This is a genomic window from Haliscomenobacter sp. (assembly GCF_041740695.1).
Lineage (GTDB): Bacteria > Bacteroidota > Bacteroidia > Chitinophagales > Saprospiraceae > Haliscomenobacter.
The window spans coordinates 40,255-62,985 of sequence record NZ_JBGSLK010000111.1; the positions used below are offsets into that span (position 1 = coordinate 40,255).

A 22,731-nucleotide genomic window follows, 5' to 3' on the forward strand; every position below is an offset into this window, starting at 1 on the left:
GAACCCAATCCGAATGGTGGTGGCGAATACGCTACCGAAATACTCAACTTACCCGCAGGCACATACACCTTACAGGCGTATGTTCATACCATTGGATCAGGGTATCCTCCTTCAGAGTCTCATTTTAACAACCCCGAGCAGGCCTATATCTCGGTTGCCTACCAAAAAAATGTAAACAATTATGTCACCAATGTGCCCACAGGAGGTTTACGCATTAAGCAGATTACGGTTGATGATGGGGATGCCACCACGAGCAACAACATCATCAAAGCTTATAAATACCATCGCGCCTCTGAGAGCTGTACCAATGGCTCTTCTGCGGCCTATTTTGGCAAACCCGTGAAGTACCTCACCAATGAAGCCTCGATTATCCCAGGCTTAGGTACTTGTGGGACGCAGCAATGTGATTTTTTGAGGTTAGGTTCAGCCAGCATGCGCAACCTCACGGGTTACAGTGGTAATATTGTGGGGTATGAAGAAGCCTGGGAATTAGATGGGCTCAATGGGGAAAATGGCAAGAAGTACTACAAGTTTAACATTATATTGGATGGTGATCCACAGATGGGACCTAATCCCGATAATGTTTTCCTCAATACCCCCCAAATTGACAATGCCTATAAAAGTGGAAAACCACTCCAGGAGAAGGTATTTAATGCCAGCAATCAAATCCTTTGGGAAAAACTATATGAGTACAACTTCAATGAAACGGTGAATAAAACTTCGGTCAAGGCGATGTATTCCCAAAGGAGATATTCCTTGCCATGTGCACCTACTCCTGTGCCAACCAATACCATAGAGTATGCTGTTGAATGGTACGATATAGTTTCTCAATGGGTGTACCTTACTAAAGAGACCGAAAAAACTTATGCTCCAGGTACCGCAAATTTCGTTGAAAAAATCACTGATTATCAATACGATGTGCCTTCTGGTCGGCATACCATGCCTGTGGCGACGATTACTACCAATAGCGATGGCATCCAGTATGTCCAACGCAGTAAATACCCCAAAGAATACACCACTACTACCCTCAGTGATTGGGCGGCCTATGCCATTAAAGACCTGGTAGATGCCAACATCATCCATGAACCCATTGAAACGGTACAATTGGTAAAAGCCAATAGCAGTAGTCCAGAACAAGCGGTGAGGGGTCGAATCGTCAAATACCATACCTTTGGCTCCCAACGCATTCTGCCACGTGAAATCTGGCTATTGGGCACCACCACACCTATTGCTAGTTTTCCCTATTCCTCCATCAATGGAAGCGGCTTGTTTACCTTTTCTGGCAATTACTACCATTACAGTACCAGCGATACCTACGATATGCAGGGCAATTTACAGACCTATGCACGCAAAGACGATCAGGTATCTTCCTTGATTTGGGGGCATAGTGGACTGCTGCCCACTGCTGCGGTGAAAAACGCCACTCCTACCGAAATTGCCTACACCAGTTTTGAAGAAGAAAGCCAGGCGGCCAGTGCCAACGGAGGTTGGATACTTACCGGTACTACCGGAGGTTGGAATAGTGCCGTTGGGTTTGCTCAAACCGGATTGAAAGGTTTTAATCTTAGCGACCAGAGGTATGCAGAAAAAAGCAGCTTAGCTACCGGAACATACGTGGTGGGTTTTTGGTACAAAGGTGGACAAGTGCGCATTCTGAAGGGGAGCACCTTAGTTGTGGCGTCGCCAACGAGCACAGGCTGGGCCTGGTTTGAATACAAGGTTGCGATGGCTGGAGAAGTCCTCAAATTAACGGGCAATTCCTCGACAGTATACATTGATGAAGCACGAGTACATCCAGTGGATGCCTTGATGTCAACATATAGCTACGATGCTCAGCGTAAGCTATTGATCAGCACTGCCGACCCTAGCGGGGTGACCATGACCTATGAGTACGACCACATTCAGCGTCTCAAAACGGTTTTTGATGTCAATCGCCATGTGCAACAGGCCCTGGAATACCAATACAAAATTGGTGGGGCAGCACTCAATTCGGTCAAAACCCGCGATGTGCTGGTTAGTGGAACTACGGATCACTCAGGTGCACTTGCACTAGCAGATGCGAATGTCATACCTGTGTTCGCCTACCTGGATGGCCTGGGGCGCCCCATTCAAACGGTGGCTGTAAAAGAGTCAGCGGGTACCAAGGATGTGGTGAGTTATCAAACCTATGATGAGTTTGGCCGCGGTCGCTATCAATATTTGCCCTACACCGAAACCTCCAATGGGGGCACTTACCGCAGTAGCGCGGCAAGTAGCCAAGCTTCGTTCTTCATTGCCTTGTTTGGGGGAACCGATGGCGCTTATTGCTTTCAACAAACAGAATTAGAGCCTTCGCCTCTCAATCGCCCTATTCGCCAGCGCGCCCCTGGAGCAATGTTTCATGTCAAACCTGTACAAACCTCCTACAGCACCAACGGGGCCGCCGAAGTACGCAACTTTAAAACAGCAGGCTATTATCTTTCAAACTCCTTGATCAAAATTCAGGTGACGGATGAAAACGGAAAATTATCTACCACTTATACCGATAAACTAGGTCGTAAAGTGATGACCAGTCAGGAAGACAAGCGCACTTATTACCTTTACGATGATTTTGGCAATCTACAGGCCGTCATTCAACCCTTGGGGAGTGCCTTAGGGCACAACACCAGCACCTTGCTTTGGACAGATGCTAGTTTAAATAACCTTAGCTTCAAGTATACCTATGACGATCGGCAAAGACTGAGTACTAAGTTGGTTCCTGGAGCAGGCACGACTAACTTTTATTACGACCGACTAGACCGTTTGGTACTTACCATAGACCCCAACAATGCGAAAATATACACAAAATACGATATACTTGGCCGAGTTATAGTGACAGGCCGGTTTTTAGGTGCTTCGTTGCCTAGTAGCGCACAAGGACTTTATGAGTCACCGAATAGTGCAAATGATCCTACCTATTACTCTTTCAACCAGTCCTTCCCTACTATTTCGTCACAAATGAAACCCTACATTATCAACTATTATGATGGGTACGATTGTAATGCCAGTGGCATTGTAGAACCTAACGAACAGTACATTACACCTCCTTTGGTGAGCGCCCCTTATCAGACTTATGCACAACCTTACGGCTGGGTACGGGGCAAGTTGACTTGTGTCAAAGTGGCACATTTAACTCCGGGTGCCGGGGATTTTATCAATTACTACTACAAAACTGCTTCCTACTACGACATTAAGGGCCGAGTGGTACAAGTCAAAATGGACAACCATCTAGGGGGGACTGATGTCAGTAATACCGCTTACACCTTTGCAGGTTGGGTCAAAAATACGCATCGGGTACATACAGCTACACCCCCAGGAGGAGTGGCTACCACACTCACTATCCAGGAGCGTTTTGAACATGACCACGCCGGGCGAGTACTGCGTGCATTTCACAAAATAGACGCAGGCAATGAAATCCAAATCAGTGAAAGTACCTACAGTGAGCTAGACTTGCTGGCTACCAAAAAGCTACACAAGAAAAATACCCTTTTTGTACAAACCATCGATTATACCTATAACATTCGCAATTGGCTGACCCGTATCAACGATCCATCAAGCATAAATACTGATGCCTGGGCTACGGAACTGGTATATGGCCCTGGTGATGCTCAGCTCCATTCAGCTTATTCCACTGGTGGCGCCAACTACAATGGCAACATCACCATGCTTAAATCGCGCACCCAGGGACAAAGCCTTACCCCCACTTATGGCTTTATGTACGATGGAGTCAATCGCTTGACTACATCGTATTATGGAGAAAAAGGGACGTCTACCTATAGCAATATGGACCGTTATAAGGAAAACCAAACCTACGATGACAATGGGAATATTCTTTCTTTGGACAGATATGGCTTAGCTGGAGGTTCTGCAGGAAGAATTGATAATTTGGCCTACACTTATTTGGGTAACCGCATCACTGACATTGCCGAAGGAGAAACCAACACTACGTTCAGAGATAAAGGGTTTAAGTACTACAACACCAGCAGTGGAGGCGACTTCAGCTACGACGCCAATGGCAACCTGACCAATGAACCCTCCAAAGGTGCCATGATCACCTACAACCACCTTAACCTGCCCCGCCTATTCACCCTCGGCAGCAATACCATCGAAATAGAATACGATGGCGGCGGCAACAAACTGCGCAAAACAGTAAAACAAGGCAGCACCACCCTCTACATCCAAAACTACCTGAGTGGCATCGAATACAATAGCGCTCGCCTGGAAGCCGTTTTCCATGCAGAAGGACGGGTGTACAATACGAACGTGGGCACAGGCAACAGCGCCTTGGTCTTCCGCTACGAGTACGCTATACGTGACCACCTGGGCAATACTCGTATTATGTTTACCGACAAAAACGACAATGGTGTGCTGAACGTGACGGCTGGAACGGACAATGAAATCATTCAAGAGAATCACTATTACCCATTCGGGATGAACCAAGAGGGAGCTTGGATGAATGATGCGGCAGCGAAGGATACGAAGTATCAGTACAATGGGAAGGAATTGAATGATGATTTTGGGCTGAATTGGAGTGATTATGGGGCTAGGTGGTATGATGCGGCGATTGGGAGATGGGGGCAAATCGATCCACTGGCGGAGGAGCCCAACCAGATTGACCTATCTCCTTATGCCTATGCTTGGAACGATCCTGTAAACCTTTCAGATCCTGATGGCCGATGCCCTATATGTCCTATTTTGATACCTATTATTGCAGGGGCGTTAGGTGGTGCTGCAACGGATTATGGGTTTCAAGTAGCAGGTAACATGGCAGAAGGACATAGCTTTAAAGAATCATTGAAAACGAATATAAATGGCACAAGTATCTTTTTTTCTGGTGTAGCTGGAGCCGCCACCACTGGAACATCAATAGCATTTAATGGTGCAAAGGCTGGCGTAATGATGGCTGCTAAAAAAGTAACAGTAGAAACGACTATTGATGTTAGTGAATCAGTTTTAAAACAAATAACATCGGATAAAGGAGAAGTAACATTGGAGCAAACAGTTTCAGATGTAGTTGCAATCAAAGCAGCAGGTCATATTACTAAAAACTACAATGGAATCGATGCTAATAAAATCGAAGGACTAAAAAGGCAAGCTGATAGAACAGCTAGAATTGCTAGAAATGACCCTTCTAGTTCAGGGAGAGCGGTACGTGCAAAAGCTGTTCAACAGAATTTGAATCAAACTATGTTTCGGGCAGGAACTACTTCAGAAATGGTTGGAGAAACAGTCGAAAATTCGCTGCAAAATGGATCAAATGCTGTTCGGGATAATAGCCCTTTGTCTTCACCAAAACCATTACTTCCAGTGACTGTTCGAAGAGACAATACTAACGTTATTAAACCACTAATTTATAAACCTCGATAACATGAAATCAATTGGATGGTGGATTTTGGTGTTTCTATCATTTTTTTGCATCGGTATACTTATTTTTTCTCAAGAGTACAAAAAGTACAGAGCGAAAAAAAATGGGGATATAACTTTAGTGGAAGTGGTATCTGCGCCTTCTTTTTGTTTAGGTAAACACAATAGAATTGGCGTGGCAATAAAAGGAGAAAGATTTGTTTTGGAAATATCCAGAAAAAGTTGTGTTACAGGTGAATATTATGTGGGGAAAAAGATTAAAGTTATCTACGATGCAAAAACTAAAGTTGTACTTTTTCCAGAGAAAAACACGGAGTTATCACTTATTATTTCAATATTTCCATTCATTTGTCCTTTTATTTTTTATTACATGATTCAATACCTACTCCGACAAAAAGAAGAAGAAGCTAAAAAGAAGCAGAGGAAAAAGAAAAGAAGTTGATGGAGTAACCTGCTGGCACAAGGGTGGTCGCTGCTACAAGTCCTTGCTGAAACGTTTAGATTCTGATAAGTTAGCTTGGGGCAAAATTGTAGACAAATTAAAACAACAGAACACTAAAATCAAACTTAAACCAATGACTATTAATATCTTATTTGCGTTATCGACACTCACTGCGGGAATTATTATGATGGTAATAGCTTTTAACACAAGCTCAATGCCAGCAAAGAGTTTGGTTGTTCAAAACGCCTCTCTTTTTAAGGCAGTTGCTGCTTTCATGATTGTTTCAGGCTCATATTCAAGTGTAAATGAGATTTTAAAGTCAGAAAAGGCTAAAGTCGAATGGAATGATGAGGATAAGCTTGGCATGATAAAAAATTGTATTAAAGATTCAGGTCCCACCGCGCAAAAATACCCGAAACTTACAGCTCAATACTGCGCGTGCTACATCGAAAATATGACCAAAAAAGTAAAAAAAGATGCTCTTATGTTGACCCTAAAAAAAAGTATCGAAGATCAGATAGAATTTCAATATCCATACATTAAAGATTGCCTAGATGAGTTAAATCGAGAGATTGAACGAATAGAAGCAACTGAAAAAGAATAGAACCCCGCTGGTACAAGTGTTCATCCACGCTGGTCGGGTACTGCGTGCATTCCATAAAATAGACGCAGGCACTGAAATCCAAATCAGCGAAAGTACCTACAGTGAGCTAGACTTGCTGGCGACCAAAAAACTACACAAAAAAAATACCCTCTTTGTACAAACCCTGGATTATACCTACAATATCCGCAACTGGCTAACCCGCATCAATGATCCAGCTAGCCTCGGTCCAGATGCCTGGGGCATGGAACTAGTATACGGCACCGGAGATCAGACCTTAAACTCCAATTACGCCAGTGGCCAAAATGCCAACTACAATGGCAACATCACCATGATCAAATCGCGCACCCAGGGACAAAGTGTAACCCCCACCTACGGCTTCATGTACGATGGCCTCAACCGCCTGACTGCAGCGTACTATGGGGAAAAAGGGACTTCCACTTATTCCAACCTGGATCGCTATACCGAAGTCCAGACTTATGACGACAATGGGAATATTGTTTCCCTGGATAGATACGGTTTAGCAGGAGGCTCAGCAGGCATAATTGATGACCTAACCTATACCTATACACCCAACAGCAATCAGATTTCTGGCATTTCTGAATTAGTAGCCAATACCACTTTCCGGGACAAAGGATTCAAATACTACAGCAGTGGTACTTACACCTACGACGCCGCAGGCAACCTGACCAACGAACCCTCCAAAGGTGCCGTCATCACCTACAACCACCTGAACCTGCCCCGTCTCTTCACCCTTGGCAGCAATACCATCGAAATAGAATACGATGGCGGTGGCAACAAATTGCGCAAAACAGTAAAGCAAGGCAGTACCACCCTCTACATCCAAAACTACCTGGGCGGCATCGAATACAATAGTGCCCGCCTGGAAGCCGTTTTCCATGCAGAGGGGCGGGTGTACAATACCAACGTGGGTACAGGCAGTAGCACCCTGGTCTTCCGTTACGAGTACGCCATTCGCGACCATCTCGGAAATACACGTATTCTATTCACCGACAAAAACGACAATGGTGTGCTGAACGTAACCGCCGGAACGGACAATGAAATCATTCAGGAGAACCAGTACTACCCCTTCGGCATGAATCAAGAAGGGGCTTGGATGAATGATGCAGCGGCGAAGGATACGAAGTACCAATACAATGGGAAAGAGTTGAATGATGATTTTGGGCTGAATTGGAGCGATTATGGGGCGCGGTGGTATGATGCGGCGATTGGGAGATGGAATGGGGTGGATCCTCATTCATTTAATTATGTCTCTATATCCCCTTATGTTATGTCGAAAAATAATTTACTCCGCTTTGTGGATATCGATGGAAATGATATTATTCCTTCTGCTGAGTTTATAAAATCATTTCATTACAATATATACAATAAGCTGATTACGGGTAATTCGGCGTATAATTCTGCGTTGTCAAAGTATAAAGACTCAAAAGTATACAACTTTAGATTAGATGTTAATGATTCAAAAATAAGTTCAGGCGCTCGGGCTAGTACAACCTTTTCGGCTAAAGTTGAAACATTAGGCAAATCAAAAAAACTTATTGGGGCAGAAGCCTATTCTTATTATTCGGAGAAAAACCCACAAAGGACTTATGAATTTGGAGAAGGTGATAAAAAATATACTAAAACTTATGAAAGAAGTGAGATCGCATTGGCAAAAACGCTAATTCATGAGGCAGTTCATGGCTTTATTGGCAGTACAACCTTAGCAAATGATGATGATAATCATAATTTATTTAGTTCTCATGTAGAAAAAATAGTGACAGCTCTTAAAGAATACAATACTGATAACAACCTTGGATATACAGATAATCAACTGGAGGGGCTAGCTTGGGAAGGTGCAGAAAAATCTACTGGTTATGCCGCTTATTTGGCTAAGCGAGCAAAAGATAATGGAACTACTGTGGAAGAGGAAAAAAAGAAACATCGTCAGGAATTATCAGATATAACGGCTAAAGAGGTTAAGGATTAATAATCAATTTATTACGTAGTTAAATTTTCACAAAGCATTTTAATGGCCATTAATAGCCGTTATTTTATATGCGTTAATTTGTTAACTATGAAGAATACAATGCTTTTAGGAATGTTGTGGTGTTTGGCAAATATTTTTGCTACTGGACAAACTAATACGCATAGGTATAAGTTTATTGTACATGAACCAGACTCAGTTTTGATAGATGGCAAGCTTGTATCCTATTATGGAAAAGATAGAGAGTTTGTCTCAAAACGAATTTACTTAAATAGTAATATCTATATAGAAGGAGGGATTTTTTCCAGAGATACTAATAATGTAAATAATTTCTTTAAGTTTAAAAAAAATGGAAACTCTTGGTGTGTAAGTCAAAAAAATTCTTGGAAGTTATTAATTAAAAAGAAAAAATTTAAAACTCCTCAAGTATTTCTTTACGATCGTATGTTTTATATAAATTGGGAAGCTCCTATGGTGATAAATAGAACCACTTTATATCCCTTTACATTAAAGCCTATTGGGTTTTCGATGAGCGAGCAAAGTACTTATTTTTTTTCTCTGCAACTAGGAGTAGTTGCACTAGAAAGCAGTGATGGTCTAATGTTTGTTAGGGAAGATCTTAATTTAGAATGAACCTACTGGCGCAAGTGTGTCATTGGAATAAGCCGCCCGCTTTTTCAGCCCAACATGAGTTGTACCCGCTGGTACAAGTGTTCACCCACGCTGGGCGAGTACTGCGTGCATTCCATAAAGTAGATGCAGGCAATGAAATCCAAATCAGCGAAAGTACCTACAGCGAGCTAGACTTGCTAGCCACCAAAAAACTACACAAAAAAAACACCCTCTTTGTACAAACCGTCGACTACACCTACAACATCCGCAACTGGCTAACCCGCATCAATGATCCAGCTAGCCTGGGTCCAGATGCTTGGGGGATGGAACTGGTATACGGCCCTGGAGATCAGACCTTAAATTCCAACTACGCCAGTGGCCAAAATGCCAATTACAATGGCAACATCACGATGATCAAATCGCGTACCCAGGGTCAAAGTGTAACCCCCACGTATGGTTTTATGTACGATGGGCTCAACCGATTGACGGCGGGATATTATGGAGAAAGGGGGACTTCCACTTACTCCAACCTGGATCGCTATACCGAAGTCCAAGCCTATGACGACAATGGGAATATTGTTTCCCTGGACAGATACGGCTTAGCAGGGGGCTCAGCAGGTGCCATCGATGACCTGAACTATACTTATACCCTGAACAGCAACCAAATTTCCGGCATTACCGAATCGGTAGCCAATACCACTTTTCGCGACAAAGGATTCAAATATTACAGCAGTGGTAATTACACCTATGATGCGGCAGGTAACGTGACCAACGAACCCTCTAAAGGAGCGGTCATTGCCTACAACTACTTAAATTTACCTCGCTTGTTGACCCTCGGCAGCAATACCATCGAAATAGAATACGATGGCGGCGGCAACAAACTGCGCAAAACCGTAAAACAAGGCAGCACCACGCTCTACATTCAAAACTATCTCGGTGGCATTGAATACAATAGTGGCCATCTGGAAGCCGTTTTCCATGCAGAAGGCCGGGTGTACAATACGAATGTGGGTACGGGCAACACTACCCCAGCTTTTCGTTACGAATATGCTATCCGTGACCACTTGGGTAATACGCGTATCTTGTTCACTGACAAAAACAACAATGGGGTGCTGAACGTAACTGCTGGAACGGATAATGAAATCATTCAAGAGAACCAGTACTACCCTTTTGGGATGAACCAGGAAGGAGCTTGGATGAATGATGCGGCGGCACGGGATACGAAGTATCAATATAATTCGAAGGAACTCAATGATGATTTTGGGCTGAATTGGAGTGATTATGGGGCGAGGTGGTATGATGCGAGTATTGGGAGGTGGAATGGGGTGGATTTACTTGCAGAAAAATTTACACAGCATACACCTTATAATTTTACATTAAATAACCCTGTGGTGTTTTTAGATCCAGATGGTATGGCCGTGTATTATGACTATAGTGGGAATTATTTAGGAGATGACGGCACAGATAATGACGATGTTTATGTAGCAAATAAAGTATCTACAGGCAAAGATGGAAAATTAATTTTTCACAATTCGAAGTCATTAGGAATAAGTCATGACCTATTCCTCGCATTTGCAGCAACCATTTATAGTGAGTCATCAGGAGAAAAAACAGAGTCATATATTATGGCCAATATTGTTATGAATTTTATAAAAGATGGTAAAAGCAGGCTTAAATCTCTTGAGGAACTTGTAATGTATAATAACTCAATTTATCAAGGAGCCAGTCAGGAGAATTTAGACTCATACATGAAAGATTACTATGGGAAAAACTCTAAAAACGAAGTAGATGCAGTCATTAATGCTTTAGCAGGAGACAAGTATCCTGAGGCAAGGGAAAAAGGTCATTTTAAGGATTATTCTAATGGTGCCAATGCTTGGGATGGGGTTGATTTAGTTGATACTGGCTTCAAAAATAGCCATAGATACTATACGTGGAGTGAGGATTCTAAAGATATTTTGATAAAATATAAGAAAAAAGTAAATGGAGGGGTGAGTGTTGAAACCTTTACATATGTTAAGACTAATTATCAAATCGCAGCTAAATTTATTAGAGATAGAACTCTATTTGAATATGCTCCAGGAGGGAGAGGAGGAGAAATCCAGAAACCTGAAAAGTTAGTGGTCAAACATCCCTCAAAAAAGTGAAAAATTAATTCAACCTACTACTTATTTCACTATGTGAGGTTTATTCATAAGCTCAAAAGTTCCTTATTGAAACCTCATATAGTGAATTGTAGGAGATGTCAAAAATTAAAAACATGCGTAACTATTTAAATATTAAGTTTATTTTTATTGAACTAATAATGATGGCTTGTGCGCTCTCTTGTGCTCAATTTTCTGCAAATAAAGAGCGTTTGATTACTGTTAAAAATGATTTCCCTGAAGTAAAAAAATGGTTACAAAGGGAATACGATGCTGATTTGCAATTTGCTTCGAGTTCTGATACAAGCATACTTCTAAATTTAACCTTTGATAAGAATAATCAAGGGAAAATAAAGACAACCTACACAATTGCTAGAGATACTTCTTTTATAATCAAGAGTATTTTTTATCAGATTAATTTACAAAAAAATGAAGATCGTAGAGAATTAATTGTAAATGGATTAATAGAGTCCATCAAAGCATGCGGAATAAATATTGATAATTTTGCATGGTTATCTTTTATACATGAAATAACTATAGAACCGGCTCTTGTGGAACAATTACCAGTAGAAGAATCTTATGATGTTCAGAATTTACAAATCGTATCTATAGGTGAAAAAAGTGTGATCAAATTCGCTTATATCAGAGGTAGAATTAGTGAATATAGCATTGATGTTTTTTATGATACTGATCGAAAATTTCTAAAAGAAGAAAAAATATATAGTTACGATCATAAAAAAAATATATATGCGCTAAAAATGATTAAAACAGCAGTCGACACTAATTAGTCTAACCATTGCTACTTCCAAATGCAAACATTAGACCAGTCTTGAAGCCGTTTTCCATACGGAAAGCTAAACTTACAACACCCAGATGCCTGGGGCATGGAACTAGTATACGGCACCGGAGATCAATCTTTAAACTCCAATTACGCCAATGGCCAAAATGCCAACTACAATGGCAACATCACCATGATCAAATCGCGCACCCAGGGACAAAGTGTAACCCCCACCTACGGCTTCATGTATGATGGCCTCAACCGCCTGACCGCAGCATATTATGGGGAAAAAGGAACTTCCACTTATTCCAACCTGGATCGCTATACCGAATATCAAAGTTATGACCTCAATGGAAACATTCTTTCTTTGGACAGATATGGCTTAGCGGGGGGCTCGGCAGGCCAGATTGATGACCTGAACTATACCTACACCCTGAACAGCAACCAAATTTCGGGCATTACCGAATCGGTGGCCAACACCACTTTTCGCGACAAAGGTTTCAAATATTACAGCAGTGGTACTTACAGCTATGATGCGGCAGGTAACGTGACCAACGAACCCTCTAAAGGAGCCGTCATTGCCTACAACTACTTCAATTTACCTCGCTTGCTGACCTTTGGCAGCAATACCATCGAGATAGAATACGACGGCGGCGGCAACAAACTGCGCAAAACAGTAAAACAAGGCACCACCACCCTCTACATCCAAAACTACCTGGGCGGCATTGAATACAATAGTGCCCGCCTGGAAGCCGTTTTCCATGCAGAGGGGCGGGTGTACAATACCAACGTGGGTACAGGCAGTAGCACCCTGGTCTTCCGTTACGAGTACGCCATCCGTGACCATCTCGGAAATACTCGTATTATGTTTACCGACAAAAACGACAATGGTGTGCTGAATGTGACGGCTGGAACGGACAATGAAATCATTCAGGAGAATCAGTACTACGCACGGGCGTACTTGGGGAGATTTCGGCGGAGGACTTGTTGGACAATATTTTTTCACGGTTTTGTATCGGGAAGAGATTAACATACTTCAAAGCAGCTCCGCTGTATCTACTAAGGTGTGCCTTTAGTGTCTATGGTTCCTTAGGTGGTGAAAATTTAATTCTCACAGGTTCTTTCTTTTTCACCACATAAGAAACCTAAGGCACTGAAGACTCACTTAAGCTGATTAGTGCTAGCGCAAACTCTCCACCATATCCACAATCGTCTCCTCCACCGGCCGATAACTCAAGCCCAACTCCTCAATGCTCCGCGACACATCAAACTGCGGCGCATAGCCCAAATTCCCCCGCAAAAAACGCCGACTAAAACCCACCCAGGGGCCAATCAGGTACAACAACCAATTGGACAAGGGCCGTTTGGGTAGTTTAAACGCATCGCCAAAACGGTTGCCGAGCGAAGTCGAGGCATGGTTGCCGAGCGAAGTCGAGGCACGCATCACAGCAGCTATCCCTAAAATGCTCATGGTTTCGGCACAAATCAGGTAACGACCATTGGCCTCGGGTGTAAAGGCAGCCAATAGGTGCGCTTGTGCAGCATCCCGCACATCGGCTACCCCAAAATAGAGTTGAGGTGCCCCCAAACGCAACTCACCATTCATCAATTGGCGGATGGTGGATACACTCACATTGTCGCCCCGCCCGGAGAGGGTAGGTCCAAATAGAAAAGTTGGGTTGATACAAACCAGATCCCATTGCCGTTGTTGATTGGCGATGATCCAGGCTTCTTTTTCGGCCAGGGTTTTGGAATAGCCGTAGGGGTCGTAATGCAGGTCGGAAATCAAATTCCAGTTGCGTTCATCAAAAGCCCCGCTGGACTGATCCATTATTTCGCGGGCTTCCGCATACACTGCTACCGCGCTGGAAGTCATGACCACCCGTTTGACGGATGGTGTTTCTCCTGCTGAATACAACACGTTTTTGGTGCCCTCCAAGGCCGGATCGACCAATTGTCGCTGTGGGTCTTTAATTTTCCCAATCAAAAAAGGGGCAGCCGTGTGGATGACAATCTCACAGCCCCGCATCGGATTGTTGAAGTCGCCGTGGCGCATCAGGTCTGCGTCGTAAAACTCCAGCCGACCAGGGCCAGCCGCCGCAATCCGCTTGAGGTGGGCGATTTTGCGTTCATCCTGCCTATCCCGTACCGTAGTGCGTACATAGTAGCCCGCCTCGACGAGGTATTTGACGATCCAGGATGCCAAATAACCCGACCCCCCGGTAATGAGGATCGGCAAGGTCTGATCAAATGAGGGTGTACCCATAAAACAAATTAAAAACTTGTTTAAACCTAAGTAGTGGGGCAAAAATAAGTGATCATTTTTCCTGAGCCAGAGGATTAGATAAGGCACTTGAAATGAAACGTTTACTTATCTAATCCTCTGGCAAAATGATCACTTATTTTTTTATCGCCCCTAATGGTCAAAACTAACACAATCGCCTGTATTTTAGGTATAGAAGCAAAAACACAATTGTTAAGGTCATATTTTTTCTTTCACAAATAAAAATTATTTGGGTATATTTACCGCCATTGTGACATCCGGTCCTACCCCCTTTTGGATCACATCACGAGTGATTGCCGGAAATACCCATAAAAAAGCCGCCTGCAAGTGTGATTACAGGTTTTTACAGCATAAAATTTTTTGACATAGGAAACCTGAGAGAGAGTCAAAGGTTTCGTGGTCGCATTCCTAGCCGTTGTTTTGGCCATTCAGATTAAGAAGCTCGGTAACAATCCTTTGAATGAATTTTTTTGTCATAATCTCATTTGATGAAGAGCAATAACTATTGAGGCTGTTGCTCTAGGAATCGATTGAAAGAATAAGATCGGCATGCGCAGTTTTTTTCAGCTAATTCCCGTAGCGATAGCTTTCAAAGCTATGTTGCTACTCGGCAGCTTTGGTCACAAGTTGTCGACTTCCCTTGTACCCGGAGTACAAACTGCACCATCCGTACGGACTACTGTGAATCAAGGATGTATTGATACCGTACACATTACACTGGACTCGAACTGTCAGTTTGTACTTACACCTACCTTGGTTTTGGAAGGTTCGGGGGCTTGCTTAACGGCAGAGGATTACGAAATTTTTGTGGACGATGAAAATCCCCTCAACCGCGACACGGTCGATGGTTGCGGCAATTTCCGCTTTATCGTCAATATCAAGAATCCCAAGTCTTGTACCTCCTTTATAAACTGCTGGGGTATTGTCGCCGCCGAGGACAAAATGGCCCCAGTCGTAACCGCACCTGCCGATACTACCCTCTTCATTTTTTGTGACGAGATCACGAATATTTACCAGAACCTGAGCAGTACGGACAGTTTTGGGATTGCGACCCTTAAGGACAATTGCAACAAAAGAACCTTGAAGATTCGCAGCTTTATCGATGCCATTTATTACGACAACCACTGCGACACCATCATCATTCGGCGCCTGTTTTTTGCCAGCGATGCCAAGGGCAACCAAGATACAGATCCACAGTTCATCACCCTGCTTCGTGCGCCGCTGGCCTCCATTCAGTTACCGGACAGTGTGGGTATCAATACCTGCACCGGAAACAACAACCCTAAAAAAGATAAAAACGGGAACATCCATCCCGACGTGAGTGGCTATCCATATGTGATCAATTACCAGGGCAAAATAGATTTGATCACCGTTGATTCTTCCTGTGGGCTCAGCTCTACCTATGTTGATACCCGTTTCGAGGTATGCCCCACCACTTATAAAGTACTTCGGCGTTGGATCATCAAAGATTGGTGCAAAAAAACCTCCATTGAGCTTCGCCAAGTCATCAAAGTGGGCGATGTGGACAAACCGATCCTGAAACTTCCCTACCACCATGATTTTTTGAGCACTTCTACCAGCCCCTTTGATTGTACGGCGGGTATTGAAGTGATGGCACCGGTTGTATCGGACGCCTGTTCGGGCTACACCTGGACTGCCGAAATCTGGACCGACACTTGTCGGGACACTCTTGGCTTGGCCATCGATCCCAAACCTCCGGTGCGTTTAGGTTTTACAAATAGTGGGGCACAGAAACGCTACATTAGCAACCTGCCCGTTGGCTGCCATCTCCTCATTTATACGGTGCGTGATGCTTGCCACAATGAGGCCAAAGACACCATCCACCTGGAAGTACAGGACAAAATCAGCCCGGTAGCTATTTGTGACGATAAAATCAACATCAGCCTCAATGAAGCGGGTTATGCCCAGCTGCGTGCAGAAGACGTTGACGAAGGCAGTAAGGACAATTGCAAATTGGCCAAACTCCACATCCGCCGCCCGATTACCCTAGATGAGAATTGCAATCCACTGGATACGCCGAGGGTAAGCCGTTGGGACTCGATCCTGACTTTTACTTGTTGCGACCTTGCTTTAGGCTACGTCAAAGTGGAGTTGCGGGCAACCGATGCGTCAGGCAATGCGGATTATTGCTGGACGACGGTATGGATCGAAGACAAAATGCCCCCCTGGTGCCGGGCACCCAAAGACACCACCGTGTATTGTGATCGTTTGCCCAAAGGAGTTGATTTTAAAAACCGCAGCACCATCGCCAGGTACTTTGGAGCACCTCAGGTAGGCGACAATTGTTTCAAAGCCGAATGGATCGAATTTGATCCGGTGGTGAAGATCAATAATTGCGGAGTAGGCACGGTTAAACGTAAATTTTTGGCACGGGATGAATCTGGCAATCAATCGCCCGATACCTGTGTACAATGGATCACTATAGTCCCTGCGCATGAGTACATGATCAAATTCCCCAAGGATTACATCGAATATTGCAAAGATCCCAGCCCAGATACCATTGGTACCTTTGAACTGGCCTGTGATATTTTGGCCGTCAATGTCACTGATAAGCGCTACCAGGGCGATGGTGTAGAGTGTTACAAAATTTTCAGAACCTACAATGTCATCAACTGGTGCCAGTACGTGGATGGGGACGAAGTTATTCCCGTGCCTCGGGACATCGATTGTGATGGCACCGGAGGTGAAGACGATGTGTGGGTGATTGTTCGCCGCGACGGCAGTGCTTATTTTGATGCCGACAACAATGAAAAGAACAAATTCCCATTGGCCAACTCCCGGGCTTGTGGCGGCAATCCCGAAGGATATTGGGAAAAACTGAACCGGAAACCTACCGGACAATGGACCTATACCCAAATCATCAAAGTGGTGGACACGGAAGCCCCACAGGTGTTCACCGAATCCAATGTGTCTTTTTGCATCAATCGCAGCGATTGTAAAGCCGATATTGTATTGTCGGTTGGGATACAGGAAGCTTGCGACCCGAATAACCTCAATATTGATACCGACCTCAAATTGGAAATCAACGAAAGCTCCAGCAGCAGCCAAACCAATTGGCGGGTATTCGGGCGTTACCCCAAGTACTTGTTTACCGGAGTTGTGCCCAAAGGCGATTACCAGTTGGAGATCAAAGTCTCCGATGCTTGTGGCAATACGGGCAGAGGTTATGTCAAATTTAAAGTGGTGGATTGCAAACCACCCTCAGTCACTTGTATCCATGGCTTGTCTGCCGAGTTGAGCGAACTGCCACCGAATACCGACGTCGATGGCGACGGGGATGTCGATAGAGCCTCAACAATTGTTTGGGCCAAAGAACTTTTGGCTAGCCCCAGCTTCGATTCTTGTTCCGGGCCAGTGCGTTACTCCATCAATCGCAAAGGTGAAAAAGCCAACATCAACCAGGATTACATCATCCTTACCTGCGACGATTTGGGTTTGACCGAAGTGGAATTGCACGCCTGGGACAGCGCCATCAATACCAAGCTCAGCCCTCCCGGCCCCAACCACGATTATTGTTTGACTTACATCAAGGTGCAGGACAACAAATTCAACCTGTGCAAAGACCCTGGCGACACCCTGATCATCGAGGGGAATACGCGCACTGAATTGGGCCTCAACCTGAGTGGCGTAGTAGTCGAAAGTAGTGGGGCTAAAAAATTGAAAGCCGTAAGTGTACAAACGGGTGATTACCTGATGCAAGGACTTGCTGAAGGTTATGACTATACCCTGACCGCAGATAAAAAGGATGACGCCCGCAATGGAGTCACGACATTTGACCTTTTGCTCATCACCAAACACATTTTGGGCAAACAACTACTGACCTCTCCTTATCAATTGCTAGCCGCAGATGTGAACCAATCCGGTACCGTCTCCACCATCGATATGATCAAAATTCGGAAGATCATTTTGAATTTGGACACCATCTTTGAGGGCGGTAAAAGCTGGCTGTTTGTAGATGCCAAACACCGCTTCAAAGACCCCAGCAATCCCTGGGCAGAGGCAATTCCCTGGTTCATTCAATTCAACGACCTGGATCGTTCGGTGACAGACGCACGCTTCATCGGCATCAAACTGGGGGATGTAAACGGCAATGTAGAAACGAATGGCTTGACTCAGTTGAGCCCCAGCATCATTAAAAACGGGGCTGAATCAATGCCGATCCGCCCACAATTGGACTTTAAAGTACTGTCAGTTCATCCCAACCCTTTCCGCGACCAAGTGCAAATAACCTGGTCCAGCCCGAGTGGTGGCGAAGCTACCCTGCATGTCATCAATGCCTATGGCCGGACAGTCCGGCAGGATCGGGTAAACTTGTTTGTGGGCGAGAATAACTTTGCGTATGCTCAAAAGGATTTGCCGGGGGCAGGGACCTATTCGGTGATCATTCGCCAAAATGGGCAGCAGGTTGTTACGAGGTTGGTGATGGTGAATTGATGGGGGTATCCTCTATTCCAAGTCTTACAAGCAAAATCAAAAATATCGTGTTGCCGATAATGGTACAGGTCTGGAGACCTGTACCATTATCGGCAAGTCTCCAGACGTGCGTAATAAAAAGACAATGAGTGTCTTAGGTGTACGAAAACAAACGCTCGCCACCAAAAAAATTGTTGCCTTTGTAAAATATTTTGCATGTTTGTGCATCATGAGATGCGAGAATAGACACTTGTACTAGCGTTGAACCCGAAGAGCGGAGGGACAATACTCGTGCGGGGTAGTAAACAATATAAATAGATTAGTGACTACAATCAAGATGAGCAAGGAGCAGATAAAGTTAAAGTGGCTACTTATCGCTAGCATAATAATTTTTACTGCTATGCTAGGCTTTAAGGTTTTTAGTCTAATTGAAGTTAAGACTGTTAACATGCAGGTGTCAGGCTCTATTGAAGCTTCAAAAAAGAATAAAATATTTATAGCTGAATATAAACCTTTTTTTGATGATCCCGCAATAAAAGGTTTTATCATTGGCGAGACATGGACGGAAAATGCTTGGAAATATGAAATTAAGAATTGGCAGAAAATAATAAAGATTTTCCCTGAAACTAAAATAGTTATAAAAATTGATGATTTTGGAGAGCTAAATCTTGATGAGACTGAATACTTAATAAAATGGGACGTTGAAGAAGGAGACGGTCATCATCGTGGAAGCGGCAGTGGTGGCTTCCATCTTATTTATATGGGGCAATCTTATCCTCCAGATACCCTAAGTATAAACATTAGGAAAAGACTTAGTTTTAAAGATGATTATGGTACATTCTATACATTTTATCTAATTAAAAAGAGATAAAATGTATAGAACATTAACTTATGACTCACTAACTCAAGTCAAGTCTGGAGACATTGTACTAGCGTTCGACTTGAAACTTAGAGAGGGAAGACTTAAACCAGCTGGTCTTTGCATTAGCGGGATTATTAGCAGTGGGTATCTACCAATGTGCTCAAAAAACTTAAATGAACGCTTAAACTAAAGGATGAACCTCTTTTGATAAAGAAATAAGCGTGTATTTGATTCGACCACAGAAAATAATCCCGTATTAGCTTGTCAAAAAAAAATGGGATTGCATCTATTTAAATAAGCTGTTAATACACAATAGATGCAAGATGAAAAAAGCAACCTCAATCCTCATTTCAATGCTATTGGCATCCATCGCATTTGCAAAAGAGCCGACGCCAGCAGATTCAATTTCCAAAATTCAATTGTGTCTGATTTTAGATGTAAGCGGTTCCATGGATGGATTGTTGAGTCAGGCGCAAAATGAAATTTGGAAGACCATTTCTTTTGTCGAAGGATTTCAAAAAGAGGACTTAAAGACGGTAATCGAAATAGCAGTGATTTCCTATGGCAACCATCAATATGCCGAAAATGGTCATGTGAAATTAGTTGTAGATTTCAACGATGATGTTGATGAAGTGGCTGAGAAACTGTGGTTAATGGAGATAGGAGGAGGGAATGAATTTAGTGGTTCGGCGATTAAGAAGGCATTGGATAGTCTGTCGTGGGAGGATAAAGCTATTTTCAAATGTATAATCATGGCAGGAAATGAACCATTTGACCAAGGCATAGTAAATTTTGAGGAATCCATCCTATTGGCAATACAAAAAGGCATAATCCTCAACACCATTTACTGTGGCGAAAAAGGCAAAGGAATTTATGAAAAATGGGAAAAAGCCGCAAAGCTGGGAAACGGGATTTATGCCAACATTGACCAGGGAATAGCCACCGATGAATTTAAGACACCTTATGATCATACCTTGATCAAATTTTATTTCGACTACAAATCCACCTATTCTGACGAAAAAAAAGAGGAAAAAATAAAGCAATTTGACTCGAAAGGTGAAGTTTCTCCAGCATTTAGAGACATGATAATCTACAGATATGGAAGAATGAAGAAAGCAAAAGACATCATTGACAAATTCAATGAAAGCAATTGGGAAATCAATCAATTTGATGACTCCGAAATACCAGAAAAGTGGCGAAATTTGAGCCCAAAAGAATTGAAATTTAAGCTGTTGGAATTTTCACGAAAAAGAGAGACTTATGCCGAGGGATTTGAAACATACACAAAAAAGGTGGAAGAATTTTTGAAGATTACTGTACAACCGAAGTTAAACAATAAAACACTGAATTTGGCAATGAGTGAAATGATGTCAAAACAGTTGATTGAGTTTGGATATGTAAAGAAATAGACAACTTCACTCGTCGCTTTCGCTTATTCCATATTGAAATACAAAAAGGGTTTGAGGTGCTTCTTTTTGCAACACCCCAAACCCTCCCAATTTATTTTGCATCAAAGCTTTTTACGCCTTATACAACAACTCAAAATACTCCTCCAGCATCCGTTTCACCGCAAATTGGTCCTTCGTACTCAGGATACTCGCCTTCATCATTGCGACCCATTTTTTGCGGTTGTCGTAATACGTTGGAATCACCTCTTTCAGCAGTACATTGTACATTGCTTTCAGGTCATGAGCATCGTGTTTTTCTTCGTCTTTTTCGTTCTCGTAAGCATCACCAAACTGCCAGCCGTTCACACCGTGATCGCAGGCTTCGGGCCACCAACCATCCAGGATGGAGAAGTTCAGTACCCCGTTCATGGCTGCCTTCATGCCAGAAGTGCCACTCGCTTCGAGCGGGCGACGCGGGTTGTTCAGCCAAATATCCGAGCCACGGGTGAGCATCCGCCCGATGGCCATGTCGTAGTTTTCGAGGAAGATGACCGCTTTGGGGTATTGGCGGGCCATTTTCACCAGGTTCGCCACAATGCCTTTGCCCGTATCATCCAGTGGGTGCGCTTTGCCGGAGAAAACGATCTGCACCTTGCGCGATTCCAGCAGCGGTGCGATGATATCAGGATCGGTGAAAATGAAATCGGAGCGCTTGTACGGTGCAGCACGACGGGAAAAACCAATGATCAAGTTGTCCTCATCCAGGCGGTGCCCCGTTTTGGCTTCGATGAAATCGATCATCGAACGTTTGTTTTGCAAGTGGGTCGCCCAAAGGTCGCCGTCATTTTCAGCTGCGGCAATCATCGCTGGATCCACCCAGGTAGGCTTGTGAATGGCGTTGGTGATCGCGATGATTTCCGAACGGTCTTCAATTTCCGCCCACATTTTATTGGAGGTCTCTCCGTGCAATTGCGCTACGGCGTTTGATTTTTTGGACAAACGTAGGGCTCCGACGGTCATGTTGAAAGGGCTGCCACCCAGTTCTTCCAATTGCTCCCAAGTCAGGTGCATATTCGCGCCCATGTACATGATGCGCTCGATGGGGTGCGATTCGTTGCCCTGTAAGATGGGGGTATGGGTGGTGAAGACGACCTCACTTTTCACAGCATCCACCGCTTCGTCAAAATCCAGTTCTTCTTCTTCCATTTTTTCGCGCAGCAATTCAAAACCGGCGAAAAGGGCGTGCCCTTCGTTGAAGTGGTACACATCTACGTTGATGCCCAGTTTGCGCAGGGCACGGATGCCGCCAATACCGAGTACAATTTCCTGTGCAATGCGTTCTTCACCAAACCAACCGTACAATTGCCCAGTCACCCAAGTGTCGTTGTTGCCGGGGATGTCGGTATCCAGCAGGTAAAGTGGCGCGTTGCCAAAGGCTTCGAGTTTCCACACTTTACATTCCACTTCCAGACCACGAATTTCCACAGTGACACTGACGCCAGTGTCTTCCATGAAGTCGTAGTTGTAGTTGTGGTAGGTATCATAAGGCTTACCCATGGGGTCGATCCGCTGATCGGTGTAGCCTTGTTTCCATTTGATGCCAATGCCAACGATCGGGAAATTGTGGTCTTTGGCGCCTTTCATGTAGTCGCCCGCCAGAATGCCGAGACCACCTGCGTAAGCTTTGAAGGATTGGTCCAAGCCGTACTCCATACAAAAGTAGGCTACTGAAGGATTTGTTTGGGTTGCCATAAAGTTGTGTTAAGAGGGTTTAGAAGGTTGAGAAGGTTGAGAAGGTTGAGGCTACCGCAGCGATT

13 protein-coding genes are annotated in these 22,731 nt (G+C 43.9%); 11 read left to right on the top strand and 2 right to left on the bottom strand.

The features are described 5' to 3' along the window. Positions 1-192 precede the first annotated feature (192 nt). From ACEW9O_RS22210 to ACEW9O_RS22245, 8 genes are all read left to right on the top strand, one after another. The gene (locus tag ACEW9O_RS22210) at positions 193-5,385 is read left to right on the top strand and encodes a DUF6443 domain-containing protein (RefSeq protein ID WP_373552404.1); all 5,193 of its coding nucleotides are present in this window, start codon (positions 193-195) and stop codon (positions 5,383-5,385) included. Between the two features lies 1 nt (position 5,386). Continuing rightward, positions 5,387-5,824 (top strand): hypothetical protein, encoded by a 438-nt coding sequence (locus tag ACEW9O_RS22215; protein ID WP_373552405.1) that lies wholly within the window; start codon positions 5,387-5,389, stop codon positions 5,822-5,824. A gap of 133 nt (positions 5,825-5,957) precedes the next feature. Beyond that, entirely contained in the window at positions 5,958-6,428 is a 471-nt protein-coding gene (locus tag ACEW9O_RS22220; RefSeq protein WP_373552406.1) for a hypothetical protein, read from the top strand. 16 nt (positions 6,429-6,444) lie between these two features. Then, positions 6,445-8,415, top strand: a complete 1,971-nt coding sequence (locus ACEW9O_RS22225) for an RHS repeat domain-containing protein (protein WP_373552407.1) — start codon at positions 6,445-6,447, stop codon at positions 8,413-8,415. 87 nt (positions 8,416-8,502) lie between these two features. After that, on the top strand, positions 8,503-9,045 hold the full coding sequence (locus ACEW9O_RS22230) for a hypothetical protein (RefSeq protein ID WP_373552408.1): 543 nt from the start codon (positions 8,503-8,505) through the stop codon (positions 9,043-9,045). Next, positions 9,042-11,171 (top strand): RHS repeat domain-containing protein, encoded by a 2,130-nt coding sequence (locus ACEW9O_RS22235; RefSeq protein WP_373552409.1) that lies wholly within the window; start codon positions 9,042-9,044, stop codon positions 11,169-11,171. The genes ACEW9O_RS22230 and ACEW9O_RS22235 overlap by 4 nt, the downstream gene beginning before the upstream one ends. Before the next feature lie 113 nt (positions 11,172-11,284). Further along, on the top strand, positions 11,285-11,956 hold the full coding sequence (locus tag ACEW9O_RS22240) for a hypothetical protein (RefSeq protein ID WP_373552410.1): 672 nt from the start codon (positions 11,285-11,287) through the stop codon (positions 11,954-11,956). A gap of 96 nt (positions 11,957-12,052) precedes the next feature. After that, positions 12,053-12,976 (top strand): hypothetical protein, encoded by a 924-nt coding sequence (locus ACEW9O_RS22245; RefSeq protein WP_373552411.1) that lies wholly within the window; start codon positions 12,053-12,055, stop codon positions 12,974-12,976. Positions 12,977-13,126: 150 nt separating this feature from the next. Here the strand turns inward: ACEW9O_RS22245 and ACEW9O_RS22250 are convergent, their stop codons facing one another. Then, positions 13,127-14,212 carry an NAD-dependent epimerase/dehydratase family protein gene (locus ACEW9O_RS22250; protein WP_373552412.1) on the bottom strand — a complete coding sequence of 362 codons (1,086 nt, stop codon included), beginning with the start codon at positions 14,210-14,212 and terminating at the stop codon, positions 13,127-13,129. A gap of 567 nt (positions 14,213-14,779) precedes the next feature. On the opposite strand from ACEW9O_RS22250, the gene ACEW9O_RS22255 reads away from it, so the two are divergent. From ACEW9O_RS22255 to ACEW9O_RS22265, 3 genes are all read left to right on the top strand, one after another. Continuing rightward, positions 14,780-18,685 (top strand): dockerin type I domain-containing protein, encoded by a 3,906-nt coding sequence (locus ACEW9O_RS22255; protein ID WP_373552413.1) that lies wholly within the window; start codon positions 14,780-14,782, stop codon positions 18,683-18,685. 316 nt (positions 18,686-19,001) lie between these two features. After that, positions 19,002-19,535 carry a hypothetical protein gene (locus ACEW9O_RS22260; RefSeq protein ID WP_373552414.1) on the top strand — a complete coding sequence of 178 codons (534 nt, stop codon included), beginning with the start codon at positions 19,002-19,004 and terminating at the stop codon, positions 19,533-19,535. Positions 19,536-19,849: 314 nt separating this feature from the next. Next, positions 19,850-20,935, top strand: coding sequence for a hypothetical protein (locus ACEW9O_RS22265; protein WP_373552415.1), 1,086 nt, complete (start codon positions 19,850-19,852; stop codon positions 20,933-20,935). Between the two features lie 111 nt (positions 20,936-21,046). Here ACEW9O_RS22265 and glgP read toward each other — a convergent pair whose 3' ends face one another. Then, positions 21,047-22,666: an alpha-glucan family phosphorylase gene (glgP, locus tag ACEW9O_RS22270; protein ID WP_373552416.1), complete on the bottom strand. Its 1,620-nt coding sequence runs from the start codon at positions 22,664-22,666 to the stop codon at positions 21,047-21,049. Between the last annotated feature and the right edge of the window lie 65 nt (positions 22,667-22,731).

Bases quoted from the DNA above. Each gene is read 5' to 3' on its own strand.
- ACEW9O_RS22215 (WP_373552405.1), top strand. From the start codon at position 5,387: ATGAAATCAATTGGATGGTGGATTTTGGTGTTTCTATCATTTTTTTGC.
- ACEW9O_RS22220 (WP_373552406.1), top strand. From the start codon at position 5,958: ATGACTATTAATATCTTATTTGCGTTATCGACACTCACTGCGGGAATT.
- ACEW9O_RS22230 (WP_373552408.1), top strand. From the start codon at position 8,503: ATGAAGAATACAATGCTTTTAGGAATGTTGTGGTGTTTGGCAAATATT.
- ACEW9O_RS22235 (WP_373552409.1), top strand. From the start codon at position 9,042: ATGAACCTACTGGCGCAAGTGTGTCATTGGAATAAGCCGCCCGCTTTT.
- ACEW9O_RS22240 (WP_373552410.1), top strand. From the start codon at position 11,285: ATGCGTAACTATTTAAATATTAAGTTTATTTTTATTGAACTAATAATG.
- ACEW9O_RS22245 (WP_373552411.1), top strand. From the start codon at position 12,053: ATGGAACTAGTATACGGCACCGGAGATCAATCTTTAAACTCCAATTAC.
- ACEW9O_RS22250 (WP_373552412.1), bottom strand. From the start codon at position 14,212: ATGGGTACACCCTCATTTGATCAGACCTTGCCGATCCTCATTACCGGG.
- ACEW9O_RS22255 (WP_373552413.1), top strand. From the start codon at position 14,780: ATGCGCAGTTTTTTTCAGCTAATTCCCGTAGCGATAGCTTTCAAAGCT.
- ACEW9O_RS22260 (WP_373552414.1), top strand. From the start codon at position 19,002: ATGAGCAAGGAGCAGATAAAGTTAAAGTGGCTACTTATCGCTAGCATA.
- ACEW9O_RS22265 (WP_373552415.1), top strand. From the start codon at position 19,850: ATGAAAAAAGCAACCTCAATCCTCATTTCAATGCTATTGGCATCCATC.
- glgP (WP_373552416.1), bottom strand. From the start codon at position 22,666: ATGGCAACCCAAACAAATCCTTCAGTAGCCTACTTTTGTATGGAGTAC.